Annotated in this window: 17 protein-coding genes; 6 read left to right on the top strand and 11 right to left on the bottom strand. The window is 73.6% G+C overall.

Features of this window, described 5'->3' with window-relative positions; all coding sequences use genetic code 11:
- Positions 1 to 7 precede the first annotated feature (7 nt).
- From ACWD5O_RS16815 to ACWD5O_RS16785, 7 genes are all read right to left on the bottom strand, one after another.
- The gene (locus ACWD5O_RS16815) at positions 8 to 1,609 is read right to left on the bottom strand and encodes an acyl-CoA carboxylase subunit beta (protein WP_450085862.1); all 1,602 of its coding nucleotides are present in this window, start codon (positions 1,607 to 1,609) and stop codon (positions 8 to 10) included.
- 55 nt (positions 1,610 to 1,664) lie between these two features.
- On the bottom strand, positions 1,665 to 2,861 hold the full coding sequence (locus ACWD5O_RS16810; RefSeq protein WP_354963402.1) for an acyl-CoA dehydrogenase family protein: 1,197 nt from the start codon (positions 2,859 to 2,861) through the stop codon (positions 1,665 to 1,667).
- On the bottom strand, positions 2,858 to 4,495 hold the full coding sequence (locus ACWD5O_RS16805; RefSeq protein WP_450085892.1) for an acyclic terpene utilization AtuA family protein: 1,638 nt from the start codon (positions 4,493 to 4,495) through the stop codon (positions 2,858 to 2,860). Before ACWD5O_RS16805 ends, ACWD5O_RS16810 begins: the two co-directional genes overlap by 4 nt.
- 56 nt (positions 4,496 to 4,551) lie before the next feature.
- Positions 4,552 to 5,361 (bottom strand): TIGR03084 family metal-binding protein, encoded by an 810-nt coding sequence (locus ACWD5O_RS16800; RefSeq protein WP_450085861.1) that lies wholly within the window; start codon positions 5,359 to 5,361, stop codon positions 4,552 to 4,554.
- A gap of 37 nt (positions 5,362 to 5,398) precedes the next feature.
- On the bottom strand, positions 5,399 to 6,004 hold the full coding sequence (locus tag ACWD5O_RS16795; protein WP_074318993.1) for a TetR/AcrR family transcriptional regulator: 606 nt from the start codon (positions 6,002 to 6,004) through the stop codon (positions 5,399 to 5,401).
- A 309-nt stretch (positions 6,005 to 6,313) separates the two neighbouring features.
- Entirely contained in the window at positions 6,314 to 7,057 is a 744-nt protein-coding gene (locus tag ACWD5O_RS16790) for a metallophosphoesterase family protein (protein ID WP_354963405.1), read from the bottom strand.
- A 133-nt stretch (positions 7,058 to 7,190) separates the two neighbouring features.
- Positions 7,191 to 7,868: a Crp/Fnr family transcriptional regulator gene (locus ACWD5O_RS16785; RefSeq protein ID WP_007073398.1), complete on the bottom strand. Its 678-nt coding sequence runs from the start codon at positions 7,866 to 7,868 to the stop codon at positions 7,191 to 7,193.
- Positions 7,869 to 8,011: 143 nt separating this feature from the next.
- Between ACWD5O_RS16785 and ACWD5O_RS16780 the strand changes: the two genes are divergently transcribed.
- The 6 genes from ACWD5O_RS16780 (at position 8,012) to ACWD5O_RS16755 (ending at position 13,301) form a co-directional block, all read left to right on the top strand.
- A complete protein-coding gene (locus tag ACWD5O_RS16780; RefSeq protein ID WP_450085860.1) occupies positions 8,012 to 8,674 on the top strand; it encodes an adenosylcobinamide amidohydrolase in 663 nt (220 codons plus the stop codon).
- A gap of 56 nt (positions 8,675 to 8,730) precedes the next feature.
- Positions 8,731 to 9,903: a CapA family protein gene (locus tag ACWD5O_RS16775; protein ID WP_450085859.1), complete on the top strand. Its 1,173-nt coding sequence runs from the start codon at positions 8,731 to 8,733 to the stop codon at positions 9,901 to 9,903.
- A gap of 40 nt (positions 9,904 to 9,943) precedes the next feature.
- Positions 9,944 to 10,732 (top strand): endonuclease III, encoded by a 789-nt coding sequence (nth, locus tag ACWD5O_RS16770; RefSeq protein ID WP_354963408.1) that lies wholly within the window; start codon positions 9,944 to 9,946, stop codon positions 10,730 to 10,732.
- A complete protein-coding gene (locus ACWD5O_RS16765; protein ID WP_450085858.1) occupies positions 10,729 to 11,370 on the top strand; it encodes a TlpA family protein disulfide reductase in 642 nt (213 codons plus the stop codon). The genes nth and ACWD5O_RS16765 overlap by 4 nt, the downstream gene beginning before the upstream one ends.
- Positions 11,367 to 12,059, top strand: a complete 693-nt coding sequence (locus ACWD5O_RS16760; protein WP_354963410.1) for an NUDIX hydrolase — start codon at positions 11,367 to 11,369, stop codon at positions 12,057 to 12,059. The genes ACWD5O_RS16765 and ACWD5O_RS16760 overlap by 4 nt, the downstream gene beginning before the upstream one ends.
- 63 nt (positions 12,060 to 12,122) lie before the next feature.
- The gene (locus ACWD5O_RS16755) at positions 12,123 to 13,301 is read left to right on the top strand and encodes a MarP family serine protease (protein ID WP_354963411.1); all 1,179 of its coding nucleotides are present in this window, start codon (positions 12,123 to 12,125) and stop codon (positions 13,299 to 13,301) included.
- A 12-nt stretch (positions 13,302 to 13,313) separates the two neighbouring features.
- On the opposite strand, the gene ACWD5O_RS16750 is transcribed toward ACWD5O_RS16755, so the two are convergent.
- The 4 genes from ACWD5O_RS16750 to eccCa form a co-directional block, all read right to left on the bottom strand.
- Entirely contained in the window at positions 13,314 to 14,021 is a 708-nt protein-coding gene (locus ACWD5O_RS16750) for a phosphatase PAP2 family protein (RefSeq protein WP_387324172.1), read from the bottom strand.
- Between the two features lie 37 nt (positions 14,022 to 14,058).
- Positions 14,059 to 14,850 (bottom strand): phosphatase PAP2 family protein, encoded by a 792-nt coding sequence (locus ACWD5O_RS16745; protein ID WP_387324175.1) that lies wholly within the window; start codon positions 14,848 to 14,850, stop codon positions 14,059 to 14,061.
- Positions 14,851 to 14,880: 30 nt separating this feature from the next.
- Positions 14,881 to 16,245 carry a type VII secretion-associated serine protease mycosin gene (gene mycP / locus ACWD5O_RS16740; protein WP_450085857.1) on the bottom strand — a complete coding sequence of 455 codons (1,365 nt, stop codon included), beginning with the start codon at positions 16,243 to 16,245 and terminating at the stop codon, positions 14,881 to 14,883.
- Between the two features lie 74 nt (positions 16,246 to 16,319).
- Positions 16,320 to 20,318 carry a type VII secretion protein EccCa gene (eccCa, locus tag ACWD5O_RS16735; RefSeq protein WP_450085856.1) on the bottom strand — a complete coding sequence of 1,333 codons (3,999 nt, stop codon included), beginning with the start codon at positions 20,316 to 20,318 and terminating at the stop codon, positions 16,320 to 16,322.
- Between the last annotated feature and the right edge of the window lie 7 nt (positions 20,319 to 20,325).

Raw genomic sequence — 20,325 nt, 5'->3', positions numbered from 1 at the left:
GAGCCCCTCACATCCGGAAGACACCGAAGCCGTCGGCGCCCTTCACCGGTCCGTTGTGGATCGCCGAGAGGCAGAGCCCGAGGACGGTCCGGGTGTCCCGGGGATCGATCACCCCGTCGTCGTAGAGCCGGCCGGAGAGGAACAGCGCCCCGGACTGCGACTCGATCTGCTGCTCGACCATCATCCGCATCGCCGCGTCGGACTCCTCGTCGTAGTCGCGCCCGCCTGCGGCGGCGGCCTGCCGGGCCACGATGGACAGCACGCCGGCGAGCTGCGCCGGGCCCATCACCGCAGACTTCGCGTTCGGCCAGGTGAACAGGAACCTCGGCTCGTACGCCCGGCCGCACATGCCGTAGTTGCCGGCCCCGTAGGAGGCGCCCAGGTTCACCGTCAGGTGCGGCACCGTGGAGTTGGACACCGCGTTGATCATCAGGGCGCCGTGCTTGATGATTCCGCGCTGCTCGTACTCGGTGCCGACCATGTAGCCGGTGGTGTTCTGAAGGAAGACCAGCGGGGTGTCTGCGGCGTTGGCGAGCTGGATGAACTGCGCCGCCTTCTGCGCCTCCTCGCTGAACAACACCCCCCGGGCGTTGGCCAGGACGCCCACCGGATACCCGTGCAGCTCGCCCCAGCCGGTGACCAGCGCGTCACCGTACGCCGGCTTCAACTCGTCGAAGTCGCTGCCGTCCAGGATCCGGGCCAGCACCTCGCGCGGGTCGAACGGCACCTTGAGGTCTGCGCTGGCGATGCCGAGCAGCTCCTCCGGGTCGTACTTCGGCGGCTGCGGGACAGCCGTGCGCGGTGGCGGGCCCTGCTTGCGCCAGTTCAGCCGGCGGACGCACTGCCGGGCCAGTCGGACGCCGTCCCGCTCGTCCTCGGCCAGGTAGTCGGCGAGCCCGGACGTGCCCGCGTGCATCGCCGCGCCGCCCAGTGACTCGTCGTCGGTGACCTCGCCGGTCGCCATCTTCACCAGCGGTGGCCCGGCCAGGTAGACCTGCGACCGGTCCCGGATCATGATCACGTGGTCGGACATCCCCGGCACGTACGCCCCACCGGCCGTGGCGTTGCCGAAGACCACGCTGACCGTGGGGATGCCCGCCGCGGAGAGCCGGGTGAGGTCGCGGAACACCCGGCCGCCCGGAATGAAGATCTCCGCCTGGGTGGGCAGGTCCGCCCCGGCTGACTCGACCAGATTGACCATCGGCAGCCGGTTGGCCAGCGCGATCTCCCCGGCCCGCCGGGTCTTGGCGAGGGACCACGGGTTGACCGCGCCGCCGCGGACCGTCGGGTCGTTGGCGATGATCAGGCACTCGACGCCCTCGACCACGCCGATGCCGGTGACCACGCTGGCCCCGACCGGGAAGTCCGTGCCGTAGGCGGCGACCGGCGACAGCTCCAGGAACGGGCTGTCGGCGTCCACCAGCAGCTCGATCCGCTCCCGGGGGAGCAGCTTGCCGCGGGCGTGGTGCCGGGTCACGTACTTCTCGCCGCCGCCGGCCCGGGCCTGGTCCAGCGCGGCGTCCAGCTCGGCCAGCCGGTCCAGCAACGCCGCCCGGTTCGCCGCGTACCCGGGTGCTGACGGGTCGATCGCGCTGTCCAGGGTGCTCAATGCATCTCCTTCGCTCGCGACTGCGGGGCTCGCAAACCCGGCTCACTCCTCGCGCTCACAGGCCCATGCCCTTCGCGATGATCTCGTTCATGATCTCGGTGGTGCCGCCGCCGATGCCGAGGATCCGGGCGTCCCGGTAGTGCCGTTCCACCTCGGCGTCGCGCAGGTAGCCGAAGCCGCCGTGCAGCTGCAACGCCTGGTCGACGACGTGGTCGCAGGCCGCCACGGCGACGTTCTTCGCCATCGCCACCTCGGTCACCACCGGCTCGCCGGCCGCCACCCGGCCGGCCACCTCGTGCACGTACGACCGGGCCGCCTCGGCCCGGGTGTGCATCTCGGCCAGCCGGTGCCGGACCAGCTGCCGGCTGGCCAGCGGACGGCCGAAGGTCTCCCGATCCCGGCACCAGCGCACCGCCAGCTCGACGCAGCGCTGCGCCGTGGCGTACGCCTGGGTGGCCAGCGAGAGCCGCTCCGCGGCGAAGTGCTGCATGATCGCCAGGAAGCCGGTGTTCTCCGCGCCGATCCTGTTGGCCACCGGCACCCGTACGTCGACGAAGGAGAGCTCGGCCGTGTCCGAGCAGTGCCAGCCCAGCTTCTCGAGCCGGCGCCCCACGGTGAACCCGGGGCTGCCCTTGTCGATGACCAGCAGGCTGAGCTCGCCGCTGCCCGGGAAGTCGGTGCAGACCGCGGTGGTCACGAAGTCCGCCCGGTGCCCGCTGGTGATGTAGGTCTTCGACCCGTTGACCACGTAGTGGTCGCCGTCCCGACGGGCGGTGGTACGGATGCCGGCCACGTCCGAACCGCCGTCCGGCTCGGTGATCGCCAGCGCTCCGATCATCGTGCCGGCCAGGGTGGGCCGGACGTACCGCTCGATCAGGTCGTCGTCCCCCGGCTTCGACACGCCGCCGAGCCGGCCGCCCAGCGACCCGCCGGTACGCGCACCGGACGCCGCAACCATGTGCGGCAGCGCGATGCCGTGCGTGAACAGGGCCGCGACCAGGCCGGACGAGCCGCCGGAGCGGATCAGCTCCTCGGTCACGAGGATCGAGTCGAGCAGGTCGCCGCCGCTGCCGCCCACGGACTCGGGGAAGCCGATGCCGAGCAGGCCGAGCTTCGCGGCGGTGGCGTGCAGCGCCCGGGGGACCTCGCCGGCCCGCTCCCACTCGTCCAGGTGCGGCAGCACCTCCCGCGTCACGAAGGCCCGGGTCAGCTCGCGCAGCTGTCGCCGCTCCGGGGTGTCCACGATGCTCACGCTGCCTCCCCGCCCGATGCCGTGGGCCCGATCGGCACGTCGACCGGCAGGTCGACGGTCCGCGAGCGCAGCAGCTCGCCGAGCGCCTTGGCCTGCGGGTCGAACCGGGTGGACGCGGCCACCCCGGCCCCGAGCAGGCCCTCGATCACGAAGTTGACCGCACGCAGGTTCGGCAGCTCGTACCGCTGCACCGCCAGCGGCGCCGTCTCCGGCAGCAGCTCGGCCAGCCGTTCGACGGTCAACCAGTGGCGCAACCAGGCGTACCCGGCGTCGGAGCGCGCCCAGACACCGAGGTTGGCGTCGCCGCCCTTGTCGCCGGAGCGCGCACCGACCAGCTCGCCGAGCGCCCCGCGTCGGGTCCGCGATAAGGAAGGGCCCCTTCTTATCGGATTTTGTTGTACAGGGGGCCCCTGCAAACACGTGTTCGGCGGTGGCGCGATCGGCACCCGCTCGCCGGAGGGCAGCACCGCGACGTGCGCAACCGCGTCCTGCGGCACCGTGTCGGCGGTGAAGACGCCGTACGGGGTGGCGTCGCCCGGCAGGGTGGTCAGCGTGCAACCCGGGTACGAGGCGAGCGCCAACTCCACCGCGGCGGCCGAGAACGCCCGGCCCGCTCGCATCCGGTCGCTGTCGCGCAGGTGGACGTGGAGCAGCGCGCTGGCCGCCTCGGTGTCGACGGCGTCCGGATGGTCGGTCCGGGCCAGCACGAACTCCAGCCCGTCCTTGCCCACCGCCTCCTCGACCTGCCCCCGGACCAGTGCCGCCTTCGCCTCGATGTCCAGCCCGCAGAGCACGAACGTCATCGAGTTACGGAAGCCACCGAGGTTGTTGACGCCCACCTTGAGGGTGGCCGGCGGCGGCGTGCCCCGGACGCCGGCGACCCGGACCCGGTCCGGCCCGTCCGGGCGCAGGTTCACGCTGTCCAACCGGGTCACCACGTCCGGCCCCAGGTACGCCGGCCCACCGACCTCGTAGAGCAACTGGGCGGTGACCGTCTCCACCGTCACCGCACCGCCGGTGCCCGGATGCTTGGTGACCACCGTGGAGCCGTCCGGGTGCACCTCGGCGATCGGGAAGCCAGGCCGGTGCCCGCTGTCGGGCAGCTCGGTGAAGAAGCTGAAGTTGCCGCCGGTGACCTGCGCGCCGCACTCGACGAGGTGCCCCGCCACGGTCGCCCCGGCGAGCTCGTCCAGGTCGTCTCGACCCCACCCGTAGTGGGCGATGGCCGGGCCGACCACCAGCGACGCGTCGGTCACCCGCCCGGTGACCACCACGTCCGCCCCGCCGTCGAGGCAGGCGGCGATCCCGAACGCGCCCAGGTAGGCGTTCGCCGTCAGCGCGTCGGGCCGTTGGATGGCGTCGCCCTCGACGTACCCGACCCGCACCGGCAGGTCCAGCCGACCGGCGAGCCGATCGATGGCGGCGGCCAGGCCGGCCGGGTTCAACCCACCGGCGTTCGTCACGATCCGCGTCCCCCGGTCGAGGGCGGTGCCGAGGCAGGTTTCCAGCTGGCGCAGGAACGTCTTCGCGTAGCCCAGATCGGGGTCGCGCAGCCGGTCCCGGCCGAGGATCAGCATGGTCAGCTCGGCCAGGTAGTCGCCGGTCAGCACGTCCAGCTCGCCGCCGTCGAGCATCTCCCGCCAGGCGGTGAACCGGTCACCGTAGAAGCCGGAGGCGTTGCCGATGCGGATCACGCGCGTACTCCGTGCCCACCGGCCGGCGTCGCGGACGGCTCCCGGCCGGCGCCCGGCGAGCCGGCGAAGGCCTGCGCCACGTCGAGCCATTCGTCGGCGACCGGCCCGGTGGCCAGCAGGGCGAGGTCCGCGCGGTGCCGGCGCTGGGTGACCAGCAGGCAGAAGTCCCGGGCCGGGCCGGTCAGCCGGTCGGCGGCGTCCGCCGGACCCCAACTCCAGGTGTCGCCGCCGGGCCCGGTCAACTCGACCCGGACCGGCGCCGTCGGTGCCGGTCGGCCGTGCGCGGCGAAGCCGTGCCCGAGGGTACGCACGCCGAGGTGCGCCACGTGTCGGAGCCGGTCGCTGGCGGGGCGGGCGACGCCGAGCGCGTCGGCCACGTCCTCGCCGTGCGCCCAGGTTTCCATGATCCGGGCGGTCGCCATGGAGGTGGCCGACATCCGGGTGCCGTACCAGGGCAGTTTCTCGCCGGCCGGGACGGCGGCCAGCGCGGCGGCGAGCGCCGTCCGGCCGGCGCGCCAGCGGGTCAGCAGCTCCGCCGGCGGGGCGCGGAACTGCTCGGCGCCGTGGTCGACCATGCGGGCCGGGTCGGGTGCGGCGCTCACCGTCGCGAAGAAGGCCGCCGCATCGGTGGCGGCCAGCAGCGCCACGTGGTCGGTCCAGGCGAGGTGGGCGACCTGGTGCCCGATGCTCCAGCCCGGCGCGAGGGTCGGCCGAGCCCAGTCGGCCGCCGGCAGCGGAGCCACCAGGGCGTCCAGCTGGGCGGACTCGTCGGCCAGGTCCGTGAGCAGGTCGCTGAGGTCGACCATGGTGCCTCCGGTTGGTGCGGGCCGGTGCGGCCGGCGGTCAGGGCGTGAGCAGAGTGGCGAGCTGGCGCTTCCAGGTGGTCAACAGGGCGGTGCGCCGAGCCGAGTCGTCGTTGAGCAGGTTCGCCACGCCCAGCCCACGAAGCAGGTCGAGGGTGGCCTGCACCGCTTCCCGGACGCCGGGGCGGCGCTCGTCGACGCCGAGCAGGGCGACGGTGAGTCGGTGCATCTCCCGGCCGACCGTCGCCTCCAGGGGGACGAGGGCGTCCCGAAGCTCCCGGTCGGTGCGGGCGGCGACCCAGAGTTCGAGCGCGGCCACGAAGAGCGGCCCGGTGAAGGCCACGCCGAGCAGGTCGATGACCCGGTCCAGCCGCTGCGGCCCGGCCGGCAACGCCTCCGCCTCGGTGCGCAGCTCGTCGGCTCGACGCTCGGCCAGGTGGGCGACGGCGGCCGTGACCAGCGCGGCCTTGGTGGGGTAGTGGTGCAGCTGAGCGCCTCGCGAGACACCGGCCCGGGCTGCGACGACGGTCGTGGTGGTGCCGGACCAGCCGTGCTCGACCAGACAGTCGACGGTCGCCTCCAGCAGCCGGGCCTGGGTGGCCCGACTGCGCTCCTGCTGAGGGACACGCGTCGATGCGGTGGACACGGGCATAGCCTGCGGCCTCCGAAACAAACAGTCAAGACTGACTTTTTCTAGGCTTCCGCGACGACGGATGCTGCCTCTGGAGGAGGCCGGTCGGTGACGGCGCTCCGTGAGCCTGTAGAGCTGCCCCAGGAATGGGACGCCCTCCAGGTCACCCGCGGCAGGTCGGGGCGCCTGCCAGGTCGGTGTGCCGGGCTGGCCGGGGGACACGCGCGGCCGTCCCAGATCTGGGGCAGCTCTACAGGCGCAGAGGAAACCTCCAAGCCCGAGCCGGCTGCGGGTTCGCCCCGGGCGCGGTAGGCGGGACCGGTGTCAGCGACCGTCGCGGGGAGCGAAGACCGCCAGCGCCTCCGCATCGCTGTACTGGGAGCGCAGGTACTCGTCGACCCAGGCGACGGCATCGGGGAAAGTGGATTCAGCGGCCACCCGAGCGCAGGCCGCGTCCACGTCGAACGCGGTGCGGCGCAGTTGCGCCCCCGGCCCGAGCAGTGCCCACCACGCGCCCGCTCCGCCGTACGGCATGCCGACGCTGCCCGCGTTGACCACCAGGCGGCGGTCGACCAGGCGGGTGAAAGGCATGTGGGTGTGGCCGCAGACCACCGTTCCGATCTCCGGCGGGAGGCCGGCGAACACCTCCGACCAGCGTGCCATCCGGGAGTCGACGAGCACGACCTCCTCGTCGTCGCGGGGCGTCGCGTGACAGAACAGCGTCGGGCCGAGGCCGTCGATCTCCAGGGTCACCGTCGTCGGCAACGCGGCGAGCCGAGCGACCTGGTCCTCACGCAACTCCCCGGCGGCCCAGTTCGACACCTCGATCGAGGCGGGCCGGCCGGCGCGGGCCTCGACCAGCTCGCGGTCGGCGTTGCCCCCGACCCAGCAGATCCGGTCGCCGAGGCCGGCGAGCAGGTCGAGCACCTCGACCGGTTGCGGGCCGGCGGCGATGTCGCCGGTGAGCACGATCAGGTCGGCGGCGGCGACGTCCGGCTCGGCCAGCACCGCCTCCAGTGCGGGCAGCACCCCGTGGATGTCGGACAGGACAGCGACTCGGCTCAGCATCGCTCCACCCTCCGGCCGGACCGGCGTCCCGTCCAGCGATTCTGCGCCGGGCAGACGAGGAAGCGGTGAGCATCAGGCGCAACGAAAGTCCCCGCCTGCCGTCATCGACGGCGGGCGGGGACGGACGTGCTGCTCAGACGCGGGCGCGGCGGGCCAGACGCTCCGGGTCCAGGATGATGATGCTCTTGCCGTCCAGCCGCAGCCAGCCGCGGGAGGCGAAGTCGGCCAGCGCCTTGTTGACCGTCTCCCGGGAGGCGCCGACGAGCTGGGCGATCTCCTCCTGGGTGAGGTCGTGGGTCACCCGCAGCACGCCACCGTCGCGGGTGCCGAACCGGCCGGCCATCTGGAGCAGGTTCTTGGCGACCCGACCCGGCACGTCCGTGAAGATCAGGTCGGCGAGTGAGTCGTTGGTCCGGCGCAGCCGCCGGGCGAGCACCCGGAGCAGCTGCTCGGCGATCTCCGGACGGTTGTTCAGCCACGGTCGCAGCGCCTGCTTGCGCAGCCGCACCAGCCGGGTGTCGGTCACCGCGGTGGCGGTCGCCGTACGCGGACCGGGGTCGAAGAGCGACAGCTCACCGACCATGTCCGACGGGCCCATCACCGCGATCAGGTTCTGCCGGCCGTCCGCCGCGCGGCGGCCAACCTTGATCTTCCCAGACAGCAGGATATAGAGGCTGTCACCGGGCTCGCCCTCATTGAAGACGACCTCGCCCTTGCGGACCTCGATCGTCTCCATCTCCTTGGCGAGCGCCTCGGCAGCCTCCGGGTCTACACCCTGGAAGATCCCGCTGCGGGCCAGTACCTCGTCCATCGCCCACCTCCGGTTGCGCGTGCCGTCCGTCGGCCGGGTCCGCCGTCCGCTGATCCCCTCGCGCGCCGCCAAGTCTAGGCGCACGTGAGCACGAATCAGAGGTCGCCCCTGGAATCTTGATCGGTGGGCGTAACCTGCCCGACGTGCTGAGCGAGCCGACTCTGACCAGCCGCACCGAGGACGGGCGGGACATCCCGCTGCTCGTCTGGCGCGCTGACGGGCCCCTGCGTGCCGTCAGCAGCGGCCCGCTGGGCGGTGGGATCGGCGTCCGGCGCTGGGTGCTCAACGCCACCGTGCCCATGTCGTACGACCGGGACGACCCGGGCGCGCATCTGGCCTCGCTCGCCACCGACATGGCCCTCGACGGGCCCGGGGTGGGCCTGCTGACCGGCGTCGATGTGGGCGAGGTGGTGACCCGGACCGACACCGGCGTTCGGGCCTGGGCGACGGTCGGGCTCGGCATTCCGGTGCCGGCCGCCGCGCCGGCCCCGGCCGCGCTCACCCAACGGGTCGGCACGGTCAACATCGTGGTGTACGTGCCGGCGCGGCTCGCCGATTCAGCTCTGGTCAACGCGGTGGCCACCGCGACCGAGGCCAAGACCCAGGCGATCAGGGAGCTGGGGTTGCCGGGAACCGGCACGCCGACCGACTCGGTCACCGTGCTCTGCCCGGTGGACGGGCCGGAGGCCGCGTACGGCGGGCCGCGCTCCGCCTGGGGCGCCCCGCTGGCCCGAGCGGTGCACGCCGCGGTGTTCGCCGGCGGTGACCGGCCGGTCGTGCCCTGGTCAGAACGCCTGACTGGCTGAACTTCCGGCCGATCGGCCCTCGTCGGCGCGTTTGACGACCGGTAGGGTCGCCAGCGATGTATGCTCCCGCGCCCCTCACCCCCCGCCCGCGCCGCCGCGTCGCCCTCGGGCTCGCCGCGCTGCTGGCCGCCCTGCTCGTCGCCGGCTGTGCGGACTCCGCGGAGGCGCCCGTCTGGCAGCCGGGTGCCGGCGGCGGTGGCACCGGCGCGCCGGTGGCGACGGCCGGGCCGAAGGGCAGCGACGGCCCGACGACGTCCGGCCGCGCCATCTCGCTCTCCGCCACCGGCGACATCATCATGGGCAACGCGCCGAACCGGCTGCCCGCCGCCGGCGGAAAGGGCTTCTTCAACTCGGTCACCGAGGCGCTCAAGGCCGACCTGGTGATGGGCAACCTGGAGGAGCCGTTGACGGTGGACACCGGCACCGGCAAGTGCGGGGCCAACTCCACCCGCTGCTTCCAGTTCCGGGCCCCACCGGAGTACGCCGCGCACCTGCGGGACGCCGGCTTCGACGTGCTCAACCAGGCCAACAACCACGGCTACGACTACGGGCCGAAGGGCTACCGGAACACCCAGCAGGCGCTGGAGAAGCACGACCTGGAGCACACCGGGGCCCCCGACCAGATCACCGTGGTCGACGTCAAGGGCGTCAAGGTCGCCGTGGCGGGCTTCTCGTCGTACGTCTGGTCCAACAGCCTCGTCGACATCACCAAGGCGAAGGCGGTGGTCGCCAAGGCCGCCACGATGGCGGACCTGGTCGTGGTGCAGGTGCACATGGGTGGCGAGGGCGTGGAGAAGACCCGGGTGAAGCCGGGCACCGAGATGTTCCTGGGCGAGAACCGGGGCGACCCGGTCAAGTTCTCGCACGCCATGATCGACGCCGGCGCGGATATGATCGTCGGACACGGACCGCACGTGCTGCGCGGCATGGAGTTCTATCGGGGTCGGCTGATCGCGTACAGCCTGGGCAACTTCGCCGGTGGGGGCAACTCGCTGAGCAACGACGGCCGGCTCGGCTGGGGCGGTGTGCTGAAGGTGTCGCTGAAGCCGGACGGCACGTGGGCCGGTGGCTCGTTCACCTCGACGTACATGAACTCCGCCGGCAAGCCGACGATGGACCCGGACGACCGGGGCCTGGGCCTGGTCACCGAGTTGAGCCGCAGCGACTTCCCGAAGGGTGGCGCCCGGTTGGACGGGCAGGGCAAGATCTCCGCACCGACGGGCGGTTGACCCGGCGGGAACGTCCGGGGCGCGACGTAGGCTGACCGTCGTGACCAGTAGCCCTCCCGGTGCCAGCGAGACCGACCTCGGGCGCAAACGCCGTGCCCGCAAGATCGGCCGGGTGCTGGCCGAGACACACCCTGACGCGCACTGTGAGCTGGATCATTCGACTCCGCTGGAGCTGGCCGTCGCCACCATCCTCTCCGCGCAGTGCACGGACAAGAAGGTCAACGAGGTCACCCCGAAGCTCTTCGCCCGCTACCCGACCGCCGCGGCGTACGCCGGCGCCGACCGGGGCGAGATGGAGGAGCTGATCCGGCCCACCGGCTTCTACCGCAACAAGACCGACTCGCTGCTCAAGCTCGGACAGGCCCTCCTCGACCGGTACGACGGCCAGGTCCCCGGCCGGCTCGTCGACCTGGTGACGCTGCCCGGGATCGGCCGCAAGACCGCCAACGTCATCCTGGGTAACGCCTTCGACGTCCCCGGCATCACCGTCGACACGCACTTCCAGCGGCTGGTCCACCGGTGGCGGCTGACCACCGAGACCGACCCGGTCAAGATCGAGCACGCGGTCGGCGCGCTGTACGACAAGCGCGACTGGACGATGCTGTCGCACCGGATCATCTTCCACGGGCGACGGGTCTGCCACGCCCGCAAGCCGGCCTGCGGCGCCTGCACGCTGGCCAAGCTCTGCCCCTCGTACGGCACCGGCCCGACTGAGCCGGCCGCCGCCGCCAAGCTGCTCAAGGGGCCCCGGGCGCGCGACCTCGCGGCGGCCGCTGGCGTCGACCCGGAGTTGGTGCCCGCCCAGGCGGTTGCCGCGGAGGTGCCGTGAACCGGCGCCTCGCCCTGCTGGTCCTGCCGCTGCTGCTGCTCGTCGTCACCGGCTGCACCGCCGGCGCGGACGACGCCCCCGCGCCCCGGGCGACCGCCGCCCAGCGCCCGTCGCCGTTCCGGGACTGCGCCGCGCTGAGCACGGCACCGACGGCCGGCGCGGGCACGGCGGCACCGACGGCCGGCGCGGGCACGGCGGCACCCACCACCGGCGGGGAGGAACTGCCGGAGCTGACCCTGGCCTGCTTCACCGGCGGAGCCCCGGTCACGTTGCGGGATGTGGCGGGGCCGGCGGTGATCAACGTGTGGGCGTCCTGGTGCCCGCCGTGCCGCAAGGAACTGCCCGCCTTCCAGCGGCTCAGCGAGCGGGCCGCCGGCCGGCTCCAGGTGGTCGGGGTGAACAGTCGGGACAGCCGCAACGGCGCCCAGTCCATCGGCGACGATTTCGGCGTCCGGTTCCCGATCCTGGTGGACCAGGGCGAGGCGCTGCAACGGGCGCTGAACCGCAACGCCATCCCGCTGACCCTCTTCGTCGACGGCCAGGGTCGGATCCGGCACATCGACGCCACCGGCGCGCTCGACGACGCCCAGCTCGACAAGCTGGTCCGCCAGCACCTCGGCCTGGCGGTGCCGGCGTGACCCGTCGACCACCCGAGTGGATCGAGCCGTTGCTGAGCCGGCTGGGCACCGCCCGCGCGGAGGACTTCACCCGACTGATCACCCCGGCCCAGGGCGGCAGGGAGAGCGCCGTGCTGGTGCTGCTCGGCGAGCAGCCCGGCGCCGGCCCCGACGTGCTCGTGCTGCAGCGCGCCGCCAACCTGCGCAACCACGCTGGTCAGCCGGCCTTTCCCGGCGGCGCGGCCGACCCCGAGGACATCGACGTCCGCGCCACCGCGCTGCGCGAGGCGAACGAGGAGGTCGGCCTCGACCCGGCGAGCGTGACCGTGCTGGCCGAGCTGCCGAAGCTGTGGATCCCGGTCAGCGACTTCGTGGTCACCCCGGTGCTGGCCTGGTGGCACGACCCGCACCCGGTGCACCCCCGGGAGCCCGCCGAGGTGGCGCACGTGGCCCGGCTGCCGGTCAGCGAGCTGGTCGACCCGGCCAACCGGCTGCGGGTCCGCCACCCCAGCGGCTGGATCGGGCCGGCGTTCTCGGCGCGCGGCATGCTGGTCTGGGGGTTCACCGCCGGGGTGCTGGCCACCCTGCTGGAGATGGGCGGCTGGGCCCGCCCGTGGCCGCATGGCCGGGTGGTTGAGCTGCCGCCCACCGGGGCGACGCCGGCACCCTCGGCCGGCACCGACGACGCCGACGAGACCGCCCTGCGCTGACCCCGCGGTCACCTTCCGCAAGCGATGGTCATCTGCCGGGCGCCCTGCCCGTACGCTGGACCCGTGTCCGTCGTGGATCTCGTCCTGCTGCTGCTCATGCTCGTGTTCGCGATCAGCGGATACCGCCAGGGCTTCGTCATCGGAATCCTGTCGCTCTCCGGCTTCTTCCTCGGGCTGCTGCTGGGCCTCCAGCTCGGGCCGCTGTTCGCCCGGCAGTTCGTGGACCCCGGCATCCGGGTGCTGATCTCGCTCGTGGCGGTCTTCGGGCTGGCCGTGGTCGGGCAGGCGCTCGCCGGCTGGCTCGGCTCGCACCTGCGCAAGACGATCACCAGTGAGGTCGGCAAGCAGGTCGACGACGTCGGCGGGGCGTTCGTCTCGCTCTTCGCGGTGCTTCTGCTCGCCTGGCTGGTCGCCGTGCCGCTCGGCTCGTCCTCGGTGCCCTGGCTCGCCGCCTCGGTGCGCAACAGCGCGCTGATCACTGTGGTGAACCAAGTCCTGCCGGAGCAGGCCCACGAGCTCTCCACCGCGCTGCGGGACACCGTCGACACCGACGGTTTCCCGGACGTCTTCGGTGACCTCGCACCAACCCGTGCCCGACAGGTCGAACCTCCCGACCCGGCGTTGGCCGGCTCCCAGGTGGTGGTCAACGGCCAGCGGTCGGTGGTCAAGGTGCTCGGCTCCGCGCCCGGCTGCTCGCGCCGGATCGAGGGTTCCGGCTTCGTGTACGCCGACGACCGGGTCATGACCAACGCGCATGTGGTTGCCGGCACCCGCTCGGTGTCCGTGGAGCTGGGTGGCGACCGGTACGACGGCGAGGTGGTGGTCTACGACCCGGACCGGGACCTGGCCGTGCTGCTCGTACCCGGGCTGCCCGGCCCGTCGCTGCGGTTCGCGGCCGGCAACGCGGGCAGCGGTACGGACGCCATCGTGCTCGGCTTCCCGCTCGACGGCCCGTACAACGCGCAGTCGGCACGTGTGCGCGACGTCGACCGGATCACGGGGCCGGACATCTACGCCTCCGGGGACGTCACCCGGGAGATCTACACGATCCGAGCGTTGGTCCGCAGCGGAAATTCCGGCGGCCCACTGGTCTCCGCCAACGGCCTGGTGCTCGGCGTCATCTTCGCGGCGGCGGCCGACGACCCGAACACCGGCTTCGCGGTGACCGCCGCCGAGGCGCGTCCGGTGGCGCTGGCCGGCGCGGAACGCAACCGGCGCGTCGGCACCGGCGAGTGCACCTGAGCGGCACCCTGGTCAACTCCGGGCTGGCGCGGCGGGCCTGCGGCCGCTGGGCAGCTTCGCCCGTCCCCACCGCACCCCTCGATCGAGCACGCTGCGCGCCATGATCGCCACGCAGGTGCCGCCGTTGAGGAAGGAAGCCACCACGTCGCTCGGGTGGTGCATCCCCCGGTACATCCGGGTCAGCGCCACGCTCAACGGCACCACCAGCAGCAGCGTCCACCAGGCCACCTTCGCCCCCGTGCTACGGGTTCGCAGCGCCAGCAGGACCGCGATGCCGACGTAGAGCGCCATCGCCGCCGAGGTGTGCCCGGACGGGAAGCTGGAGGTGGGCGGCGAGACGTCCATGTGCTCCACCGCCGGCCGCCGCCGGTCGATTGCGAGCGTGGTCAGCAGGAACACCAGCGCCTGGGCGGTCACCGCCGCGCACAGGAACACCGGCTCCCGCCAGCGGTTCAGCCAGAGCCGCAGCGTCAGCGCCACCAGCACGGTGACCACCACGATCATCTGGGTGCTGGCCAGCGTGCTGAACACCAGCGACACGTCGTTCCAGCCGGCGGTGCGATCAGCGGCGAGCTCGCGGTTCACCGCGTCCTCAACGGTGAACGGCCAGGTCCGGGCGAACACCCGGGTGATCAGCACCCCGAGCAGCACCATGACGCCGAGCAGCAGGGACACCGGCAGCAGCACCCGCCGGACGATCTGGACCGCGGTGTCGGACATGGGCCGGCCAGTACCCTGTCGTGGTCGTCGGCACGCCTCAGGCGGCTCCGGGGTCCCGCTTCACCTCCGGCGCGAGGCCGTCCCGGGTCGCCCGGACGGGCCGCAGGCCGGTGTGCGCCCGCCAACTGGTGAACGCGGCCGTGGTCGCCGCGACCACCGCCGCACCCAGCAGCCACCCGCCCAGCACGTCGCTGGCCCAGTGCACGCCGAGTGCCACCCGGCTCAGGCCGGTCAGCACGGCGACCAGCACCGCGGCGACCCAGAGCGTGACCCGCCACGCCCCTCGCCCCGCGTACGGCAGGAGCACCAGCAGCAGCACACCGGCCGCCAGGGTGGCGTTCAGCGCGTGCCCGGAGGGGAACGCGTAGCCGACGGCTCGGGCGACCGGGTCGAGCAGGTCCGGCCGGTCCCGGCCGACGAGCAGCTTGAGCAGCGGGCCGATCAACCCGCCCACCACCATGGTGGTGGTCACCCACAGGGCCAGCCGGCGGGCACCCCGGCGTAGCAGCCAGATCACTAGGAGCAGTGCGCCGGCCCGCAGCGGCATCGGCGCGAACACCTCGGTCCAGACCCGCATCAGCGCGACCCAGGCCGGATGGTCGAGCGCGTAGCCGTGCAGCGCGTCGGTGACCGTCGCGTCCAGCCGGTGCAGCGGCGCCCAGCCCCCGAGCACCAGCAGGGCGAGCAGCGTGAACGGCACCAGCACCAGGAACGTCGCCGTCGCGGCCAGCGTCAGCCGCAGGCCCAGCGAATGATCCGGGTCGAGGCGGCGGCGCCACCAGGACGGGTGGGAGGCGTGGGCCAGGGTGCGCGGGCCGGGCGTGCTCATGGGCACGGTTCTACCCCACCGGCGGTGCGCTCAGCCCTGCGGCGGCGGAAGCGATCGGCGGGCCCGCTGGCGGAACCGCCGCACCATCAACGCCGCGCCGGTGATCAGGGCGACGAGGAGCACGGCCGCGGTCCACAGCTGCTCCGGCGCCGAATCGGACGGCCCGCCCGCCGCCCGGGCCGTCCACCGGGTCTGCTGCCGGGGGGCGGTGAGACCGAGCGGGTCGCTGCCGGCGCCGGTCACCGGGTCGTTGTCGGCGGAACCGGGGGCCGGGCCGAAGCCGACCACGCCCGGCGACGTCTGATCGTCCAACGGGTTGGCGGTCACCGGGGGGACCTGTGCGGTCAGCGCGGCCACCGGGTCCACCGCCCCGTACCCGAATCGGTCGTCCCGCCCGGTCGGGCCGAGGTCGCGCGCGGTGGCCAGCAGCCGGTTGACCACCTCGCCAGCGGGCATCCCAGGGTAACGGGACCGCACCAGCGCGGCCGTGGCGGTCACCAGCGGCGCGGCGAAGCTGGTGCCCTGCACCCGCCAGTACCCGTCCGGGGATTTGGCGCCGACCAGCCCGGTGGCGGGTGCGCTCAGCACCGTCGCCCGGCCGGTGATCGAACCGGACCAGAGATTGTCGCTGCTGCGTTCCAGGCCGGCGACCGCGATCACGCCCGGCTCACGTGCCGGATACCAGACCTTGGAGTTGCTGGAGGTGGCCAGGTTGCCGGTGCAGGCGACCACGACCACGTCCCGGGCGAAGGCGTAGTCCAACGCCGCGGCCAGTGCGGGGCTGTCGCCGCTGCCGCCCAGCGACAGGTTGATCACGCTGGCGCCATGGTCGACCGCCCAACGCACACCCTGGGCGACGATCAGCGCGTCGTCGTAGCGGTTCTCGTCGTCGAGCACGCGCACCGGCAGGATCCGGGCATCCGGCGCCAGGCCGACAACGCCCCGCTTGTCGTCCTTCCGACCGGCGATCAGGCCCGCGACGGTGGTGCCGTGCCCCACCGGATCCGGTCCGGCGCCGCCGTCCGGGCCGACCAGATCGACACCGGACAGCACCTGGCCGACCAGGTCGGGATGGCTGGCGTCCACCCCGGAGTCGATCACCGCGACGGTCACCCCCCGCCCGGTCGAGCTGCGCCAGGCCGTCTCGGCGCGCAGCTCGTCGAGCTGCCACTGCTCGTCGCGGACCTGGTCGGTGTGGCTCACGCTGTCACCGGGGGCGAACACCACCGGTGCGCCGGCGAGCTGTCCGCCGGTGGCGGGCGCGGCGATGGGCGCGGCGGCCGCGGCCGGGGCCACGACGGCGAGCACCGCCACCACACCGAGCAGCACCCGGCCGGTTGCCCGTCGGGCCGCTGCCGGACAGCTGTGCCGAACCCCAGTCACATCCTCTGCCATTCATCCCGACGGAACCATGACGATCGGAGATTACCGGTTTCCCCACCTGTCACGGGAGGAACCGCGGAGACACGTCACGGCGGTGGCAGCTGAGCGAGCTGGACGAGGCGTACGCCCTCCCGCCGGGTGACCAACCGACCACGGCCCGGTGGCAGCGGCCCGGGCCGGACCGGCCCGGGCCGGACCGGCCCGACCAGTGCGCCCTCCTCCGGGCTGCCCGCCATCACCAGGCCGGCCGTGGACAGCTCCCGCAGTCGCTGCACGATCGACTCGTACTGTGCCCGGCTCGCGCCGCCGGAGCGGCGGGCCAGCACCAGGTGCAGGCCGACATCGCGGGCGTGCGGCAGGTGCTCCTCCAGCGCCCGCAACGGGTTCGCCGGCCCGGCCGCCACCAGGTCGTAGTCGTCGACCAGCACGAAGAGTTCCGGCCCGGACCACCACGACCGGTCGCGCAACTGCTGCGGGGTGACCTCCGGCCCCGGGGCCCGCCGCTCCAGGTAGCCGGCCGCCGACTCGACCAGGTCGGCGGTGTGCGCCGCCGCAGTGCCGTAGCCGATCAGGTGCGGCGTCTCGATGGCACCGAGCAGGCTGCGCCGGTAGTCGACCAGGATCACCCGGGCCTGCTCCGGGGTGAACCGGGTGATGATCGAGGTGGCCAGCGCGCGCAGGAACGACGACTTGCCGCACTCCGCGTCGCCGAAGACCACGAAGTGCGGCTCGGTGGCGAAGTCGAGCACCACCGGGCGCAGGTCCGCCTCGGCGATGCCGATCGGCAGCCGCAACCCGGTCGTCGCGGCGAGATCCAGCTCGGCGTACGGCAGCACCGGCGGCAGCAGCCGCACCCGGGGCGCCGGAGGGCCCGCCCAACTGCCGGCGACCCGCTTGACGAGGTCGGCGGTGTCCCCGCCCGCGGTGGCGAGCTGCGGTAGCGCGGTGAGGAAGTGCAGGCTCTCCGCGGTGACTCCCCGTCCGGGCCGCTCCGGCACGTTCGCGGCCGCCCGCCGGGCCACCAGCGAGTCGGCCGGGTCGCCGAGGCGCAGCTCCAGCCGGGAGCCGAACAGGTCCCGGATCGCCGGCCGGAAGTCCAGCCAGCGCAGCGCCGTGGCCACCACGTGCAGCCCGTACGACAGACCCCGGGTGGCCAGCTCGGTGACCAGTGGCTCCAGGTCGTCGTACTCGCCGCGCACCGTGCTCCAGCCGTCGACCACCAGGAACACGTCGCCGAACGGGTCGGCGCCCGGCTGGCTGGCCGTTCCCGCCGCGGCCCGGCGCTGGCGGTACGTGGCCATCGACTCCACACCCAGCTCGGCGAAGCGGCGTTTCCGCTCGGCCAGCAGGGTGGTCATCTCGCCGACGGTGCGCCGCACCGCCGTCGGGTCGGCGCGGCCGGTCACCCCGCCCACGTGCGGCAGGTCGCGCAGCGCGGCCAGCCCTCCGCCGCCGAAGTCGAGGCAGTAGACCTGCACCTCGGCCGGGGTGTGGGTGAGTGCCAGCGCGCAGATCAGCGTGCGCAGCGCGGTGGACTTGCCGCTCTGCGGCGCGCCGACCACCGCGACGTGCCCGGCCGCGCCGTCCAGCGCCAGCCAAAGCAGGTCCCGGCGCTGCTCCAGCGGCCTGTCCACCACGGCCACCGGCACCCCGAGCGCGCCGTGCAGCTCCGGGTTGCCCACGGTGAGCCCGCGCGCCGGGTCCACCTCGACCGGGCCGAGCAGGTCGTCCAGGGCCGGTGGCTGGCCGAGCGGCGGGAGCCAGACCTGGTGCGCGGGCGGCCCTTGCCCGACGAGTCGGTCGACCAGCAGGTCGAGCAGGGTCTCCCGCCCGCTCTCCTCCTCGGCCACGACGGGCTCGGCCGGGCTGACCGGCTCGGGCACGGGCACGGCGTGGGTGGTGAACGTGAGCAGGCGGGCGCCGCCTCCGCCGGTGGCCCCGGCCGGCGCAGCCCGGCGGCGGACCGGGCCGGAGACGTACGCGGCCCTGAACCGGGCGAGCGGGTCCGTGCCGGCACGGAGGTAGCCGTGGCCCGGTGAGCGGGGCAACTCGTGCGCGTCCGGCACCCCCAGCACGGTCCGGGATTCCAAAGCGGAGAAGGTCCGCAGCCCGATCCGGTACGACAGGTGGGTGTCGAGCCCCCGTAGGCGGCCCTCCTCCAGGCGCTGGCTGGCGAGCAGCAGGTGCACGCCGAGTGACCGGCCCAGCCGGCCGATCTGCACGAACAGGTCGATGAAGTCGGGTTTCGCGGAGAGCAGCTCGGAGAACTCGTCGCAGATCAGCAGCAGGGATGGCAGCGGCGCCAGCGGGCTGCCGGCAGCGCGGGCCCGCTCGTAGTCGCGCACGCCGGCGAAGTTCCCGGCCCGCCGCAGCAGATCCTGGCGGCGGATCAGCTCCCCGTTGATCGCGTCCACCATCCGGTCGACCAGGGGCAGCGCGTCGGCCAGGTTGGTGATCACGGCGGCGGTGTGCGGCAGCCGGTCGAACGAGGCGAAGGTGGCGCCGCCCTTGAAGTCGACCAGCACGAAGTTGAGCTGTTCGGAGCTGTGCGTGACGGCCAACCCCAGCACCAGCGTGCGCAGCAGCTCGGACTTGCCGGAGCCGGTGGCTCCGATGAGCAGGCCGTGCGGGCCCATCCCGTCCTGGGCGGACTCCTTGAGGTCCAGCTCGATGGCGCCGCCGTCGACGCCGACCCCGATCGGCACCCGCAACCGGTCCCGGGACGAGCGCGGCGCCCAGCCCTGCTCGGCGGTGAAGCTCTCCGGGTCGCCGAGGCCGAGCAGCTCGGGCAGGCCCGGCTCGGCCTGGAGCGGGGCGTCCGGGCCACGTGCCTTCCCGGCCAGGCGCAGTGGCGCGAGCCGTCGGGCGACCGCCTCGGCGTCGGCGGGGTCGAGCTGGTCGGCGGTGCCCACCTCGGCGTTCCCCTCTATCGACCAGGAGTGCAGCCGTCGGCCGCGCAGCTCCAGCAGCAGCGCGTACCGGTCGAGCAGGCGCGGCGGCGGAGTGTCCAGGTCCAGGACGGTGACCGCGTCGATGCCGCCGTCGCCGGTCAGGTCGGTGGCACCGGTCAGGTCGCCGCCGTCGAGGACCACCACCACGTGCGGGCCGTCGGTGGCCGGGCCGGCCGGGCTGAACCGGGACCGGCTGGTCAGCACGTCTCCGAGCAGCCGTTCCAGCTCGGCGGCGGAGCTGGTGACCAGCCGGACCGGACCGAGCGCGTCGGTGCGGCCGGGATGGTGGACGTGCGGCAGCCACTTCACCCACTCCCAGACGGCCCGGCGTTCCGGCCCGGCGCAGATCGCGACCAGCAGCTCGTCGGGCGCGTGGAAGACGGCCAGCTGCGTCAGCACGGCCCGGACCAGCGCCTGTGCTGCCGGGTCGCCGGTGGGCGGCCCGCCGGTGGCCGGTCCGCCGCCGGAGCGACCGCCGGTCCGCACGTACACCCGGGCGAAGCTGCGCAGCGACAGCGCCACCGGCAGGTCCGGCACCACGGAGTACGCGTCCAGGAAGCGGCGCAGCGCGCCGGCGGTCATCGGCTCCAGCTCCTCCAGTGGTCGGGTGACCGGTGGGACGAGCGGTGTGGCCAGCGTCTGCGGCCCGACGGCGACCCGGACCACCGCGAAGTCCGGGTCGGCGGGACGCCGCTCCCAGACCCGGTGGCTGTCCACCGTCGACCACAGCCGGCCCGGGTCCGGGTGTCGGTAGTAGAGCCCGGCCCGCTGCTGCCCGACGGTCTGCCGGACCCGGCGGCGCAGCGTGGCCAGGTGGCGCAGGCACTCGCGGCGGGCAGCCATCATCTCGGACTTCTTGGGGGTGCCCGAGGCGCTGCCCCAGGAGGTCACCAGCATCGCCAACGAGGAGAGCCCGAACATCCCGCCCACCACGTACGAGTAGGCGCCACCGCCCCGGCCGAACATCATCGCCATCGCCACCGTGCCGCCGAGCATGGGCAGCAGCATGAGCATCTGCTGCCACCGTCCACCGGTCACCGCGGGGATCTCCGGCGGCGCCTCGACCGGTAGCTCACCGGCCGGGATCTCCGGCGCCGGCCGGCGGGGCGGACGCTTGATGACAACGGTGGACACTCGGCCT

This window comes from Micromonospora sp. NPDC005161 (genome assembly GCF_053599855.1).
The sequence above is the reverse complement of the archived record's forward strand: the minus strand, read 5'-3'. Positions and strand labels throughout refer to the sequence as shown.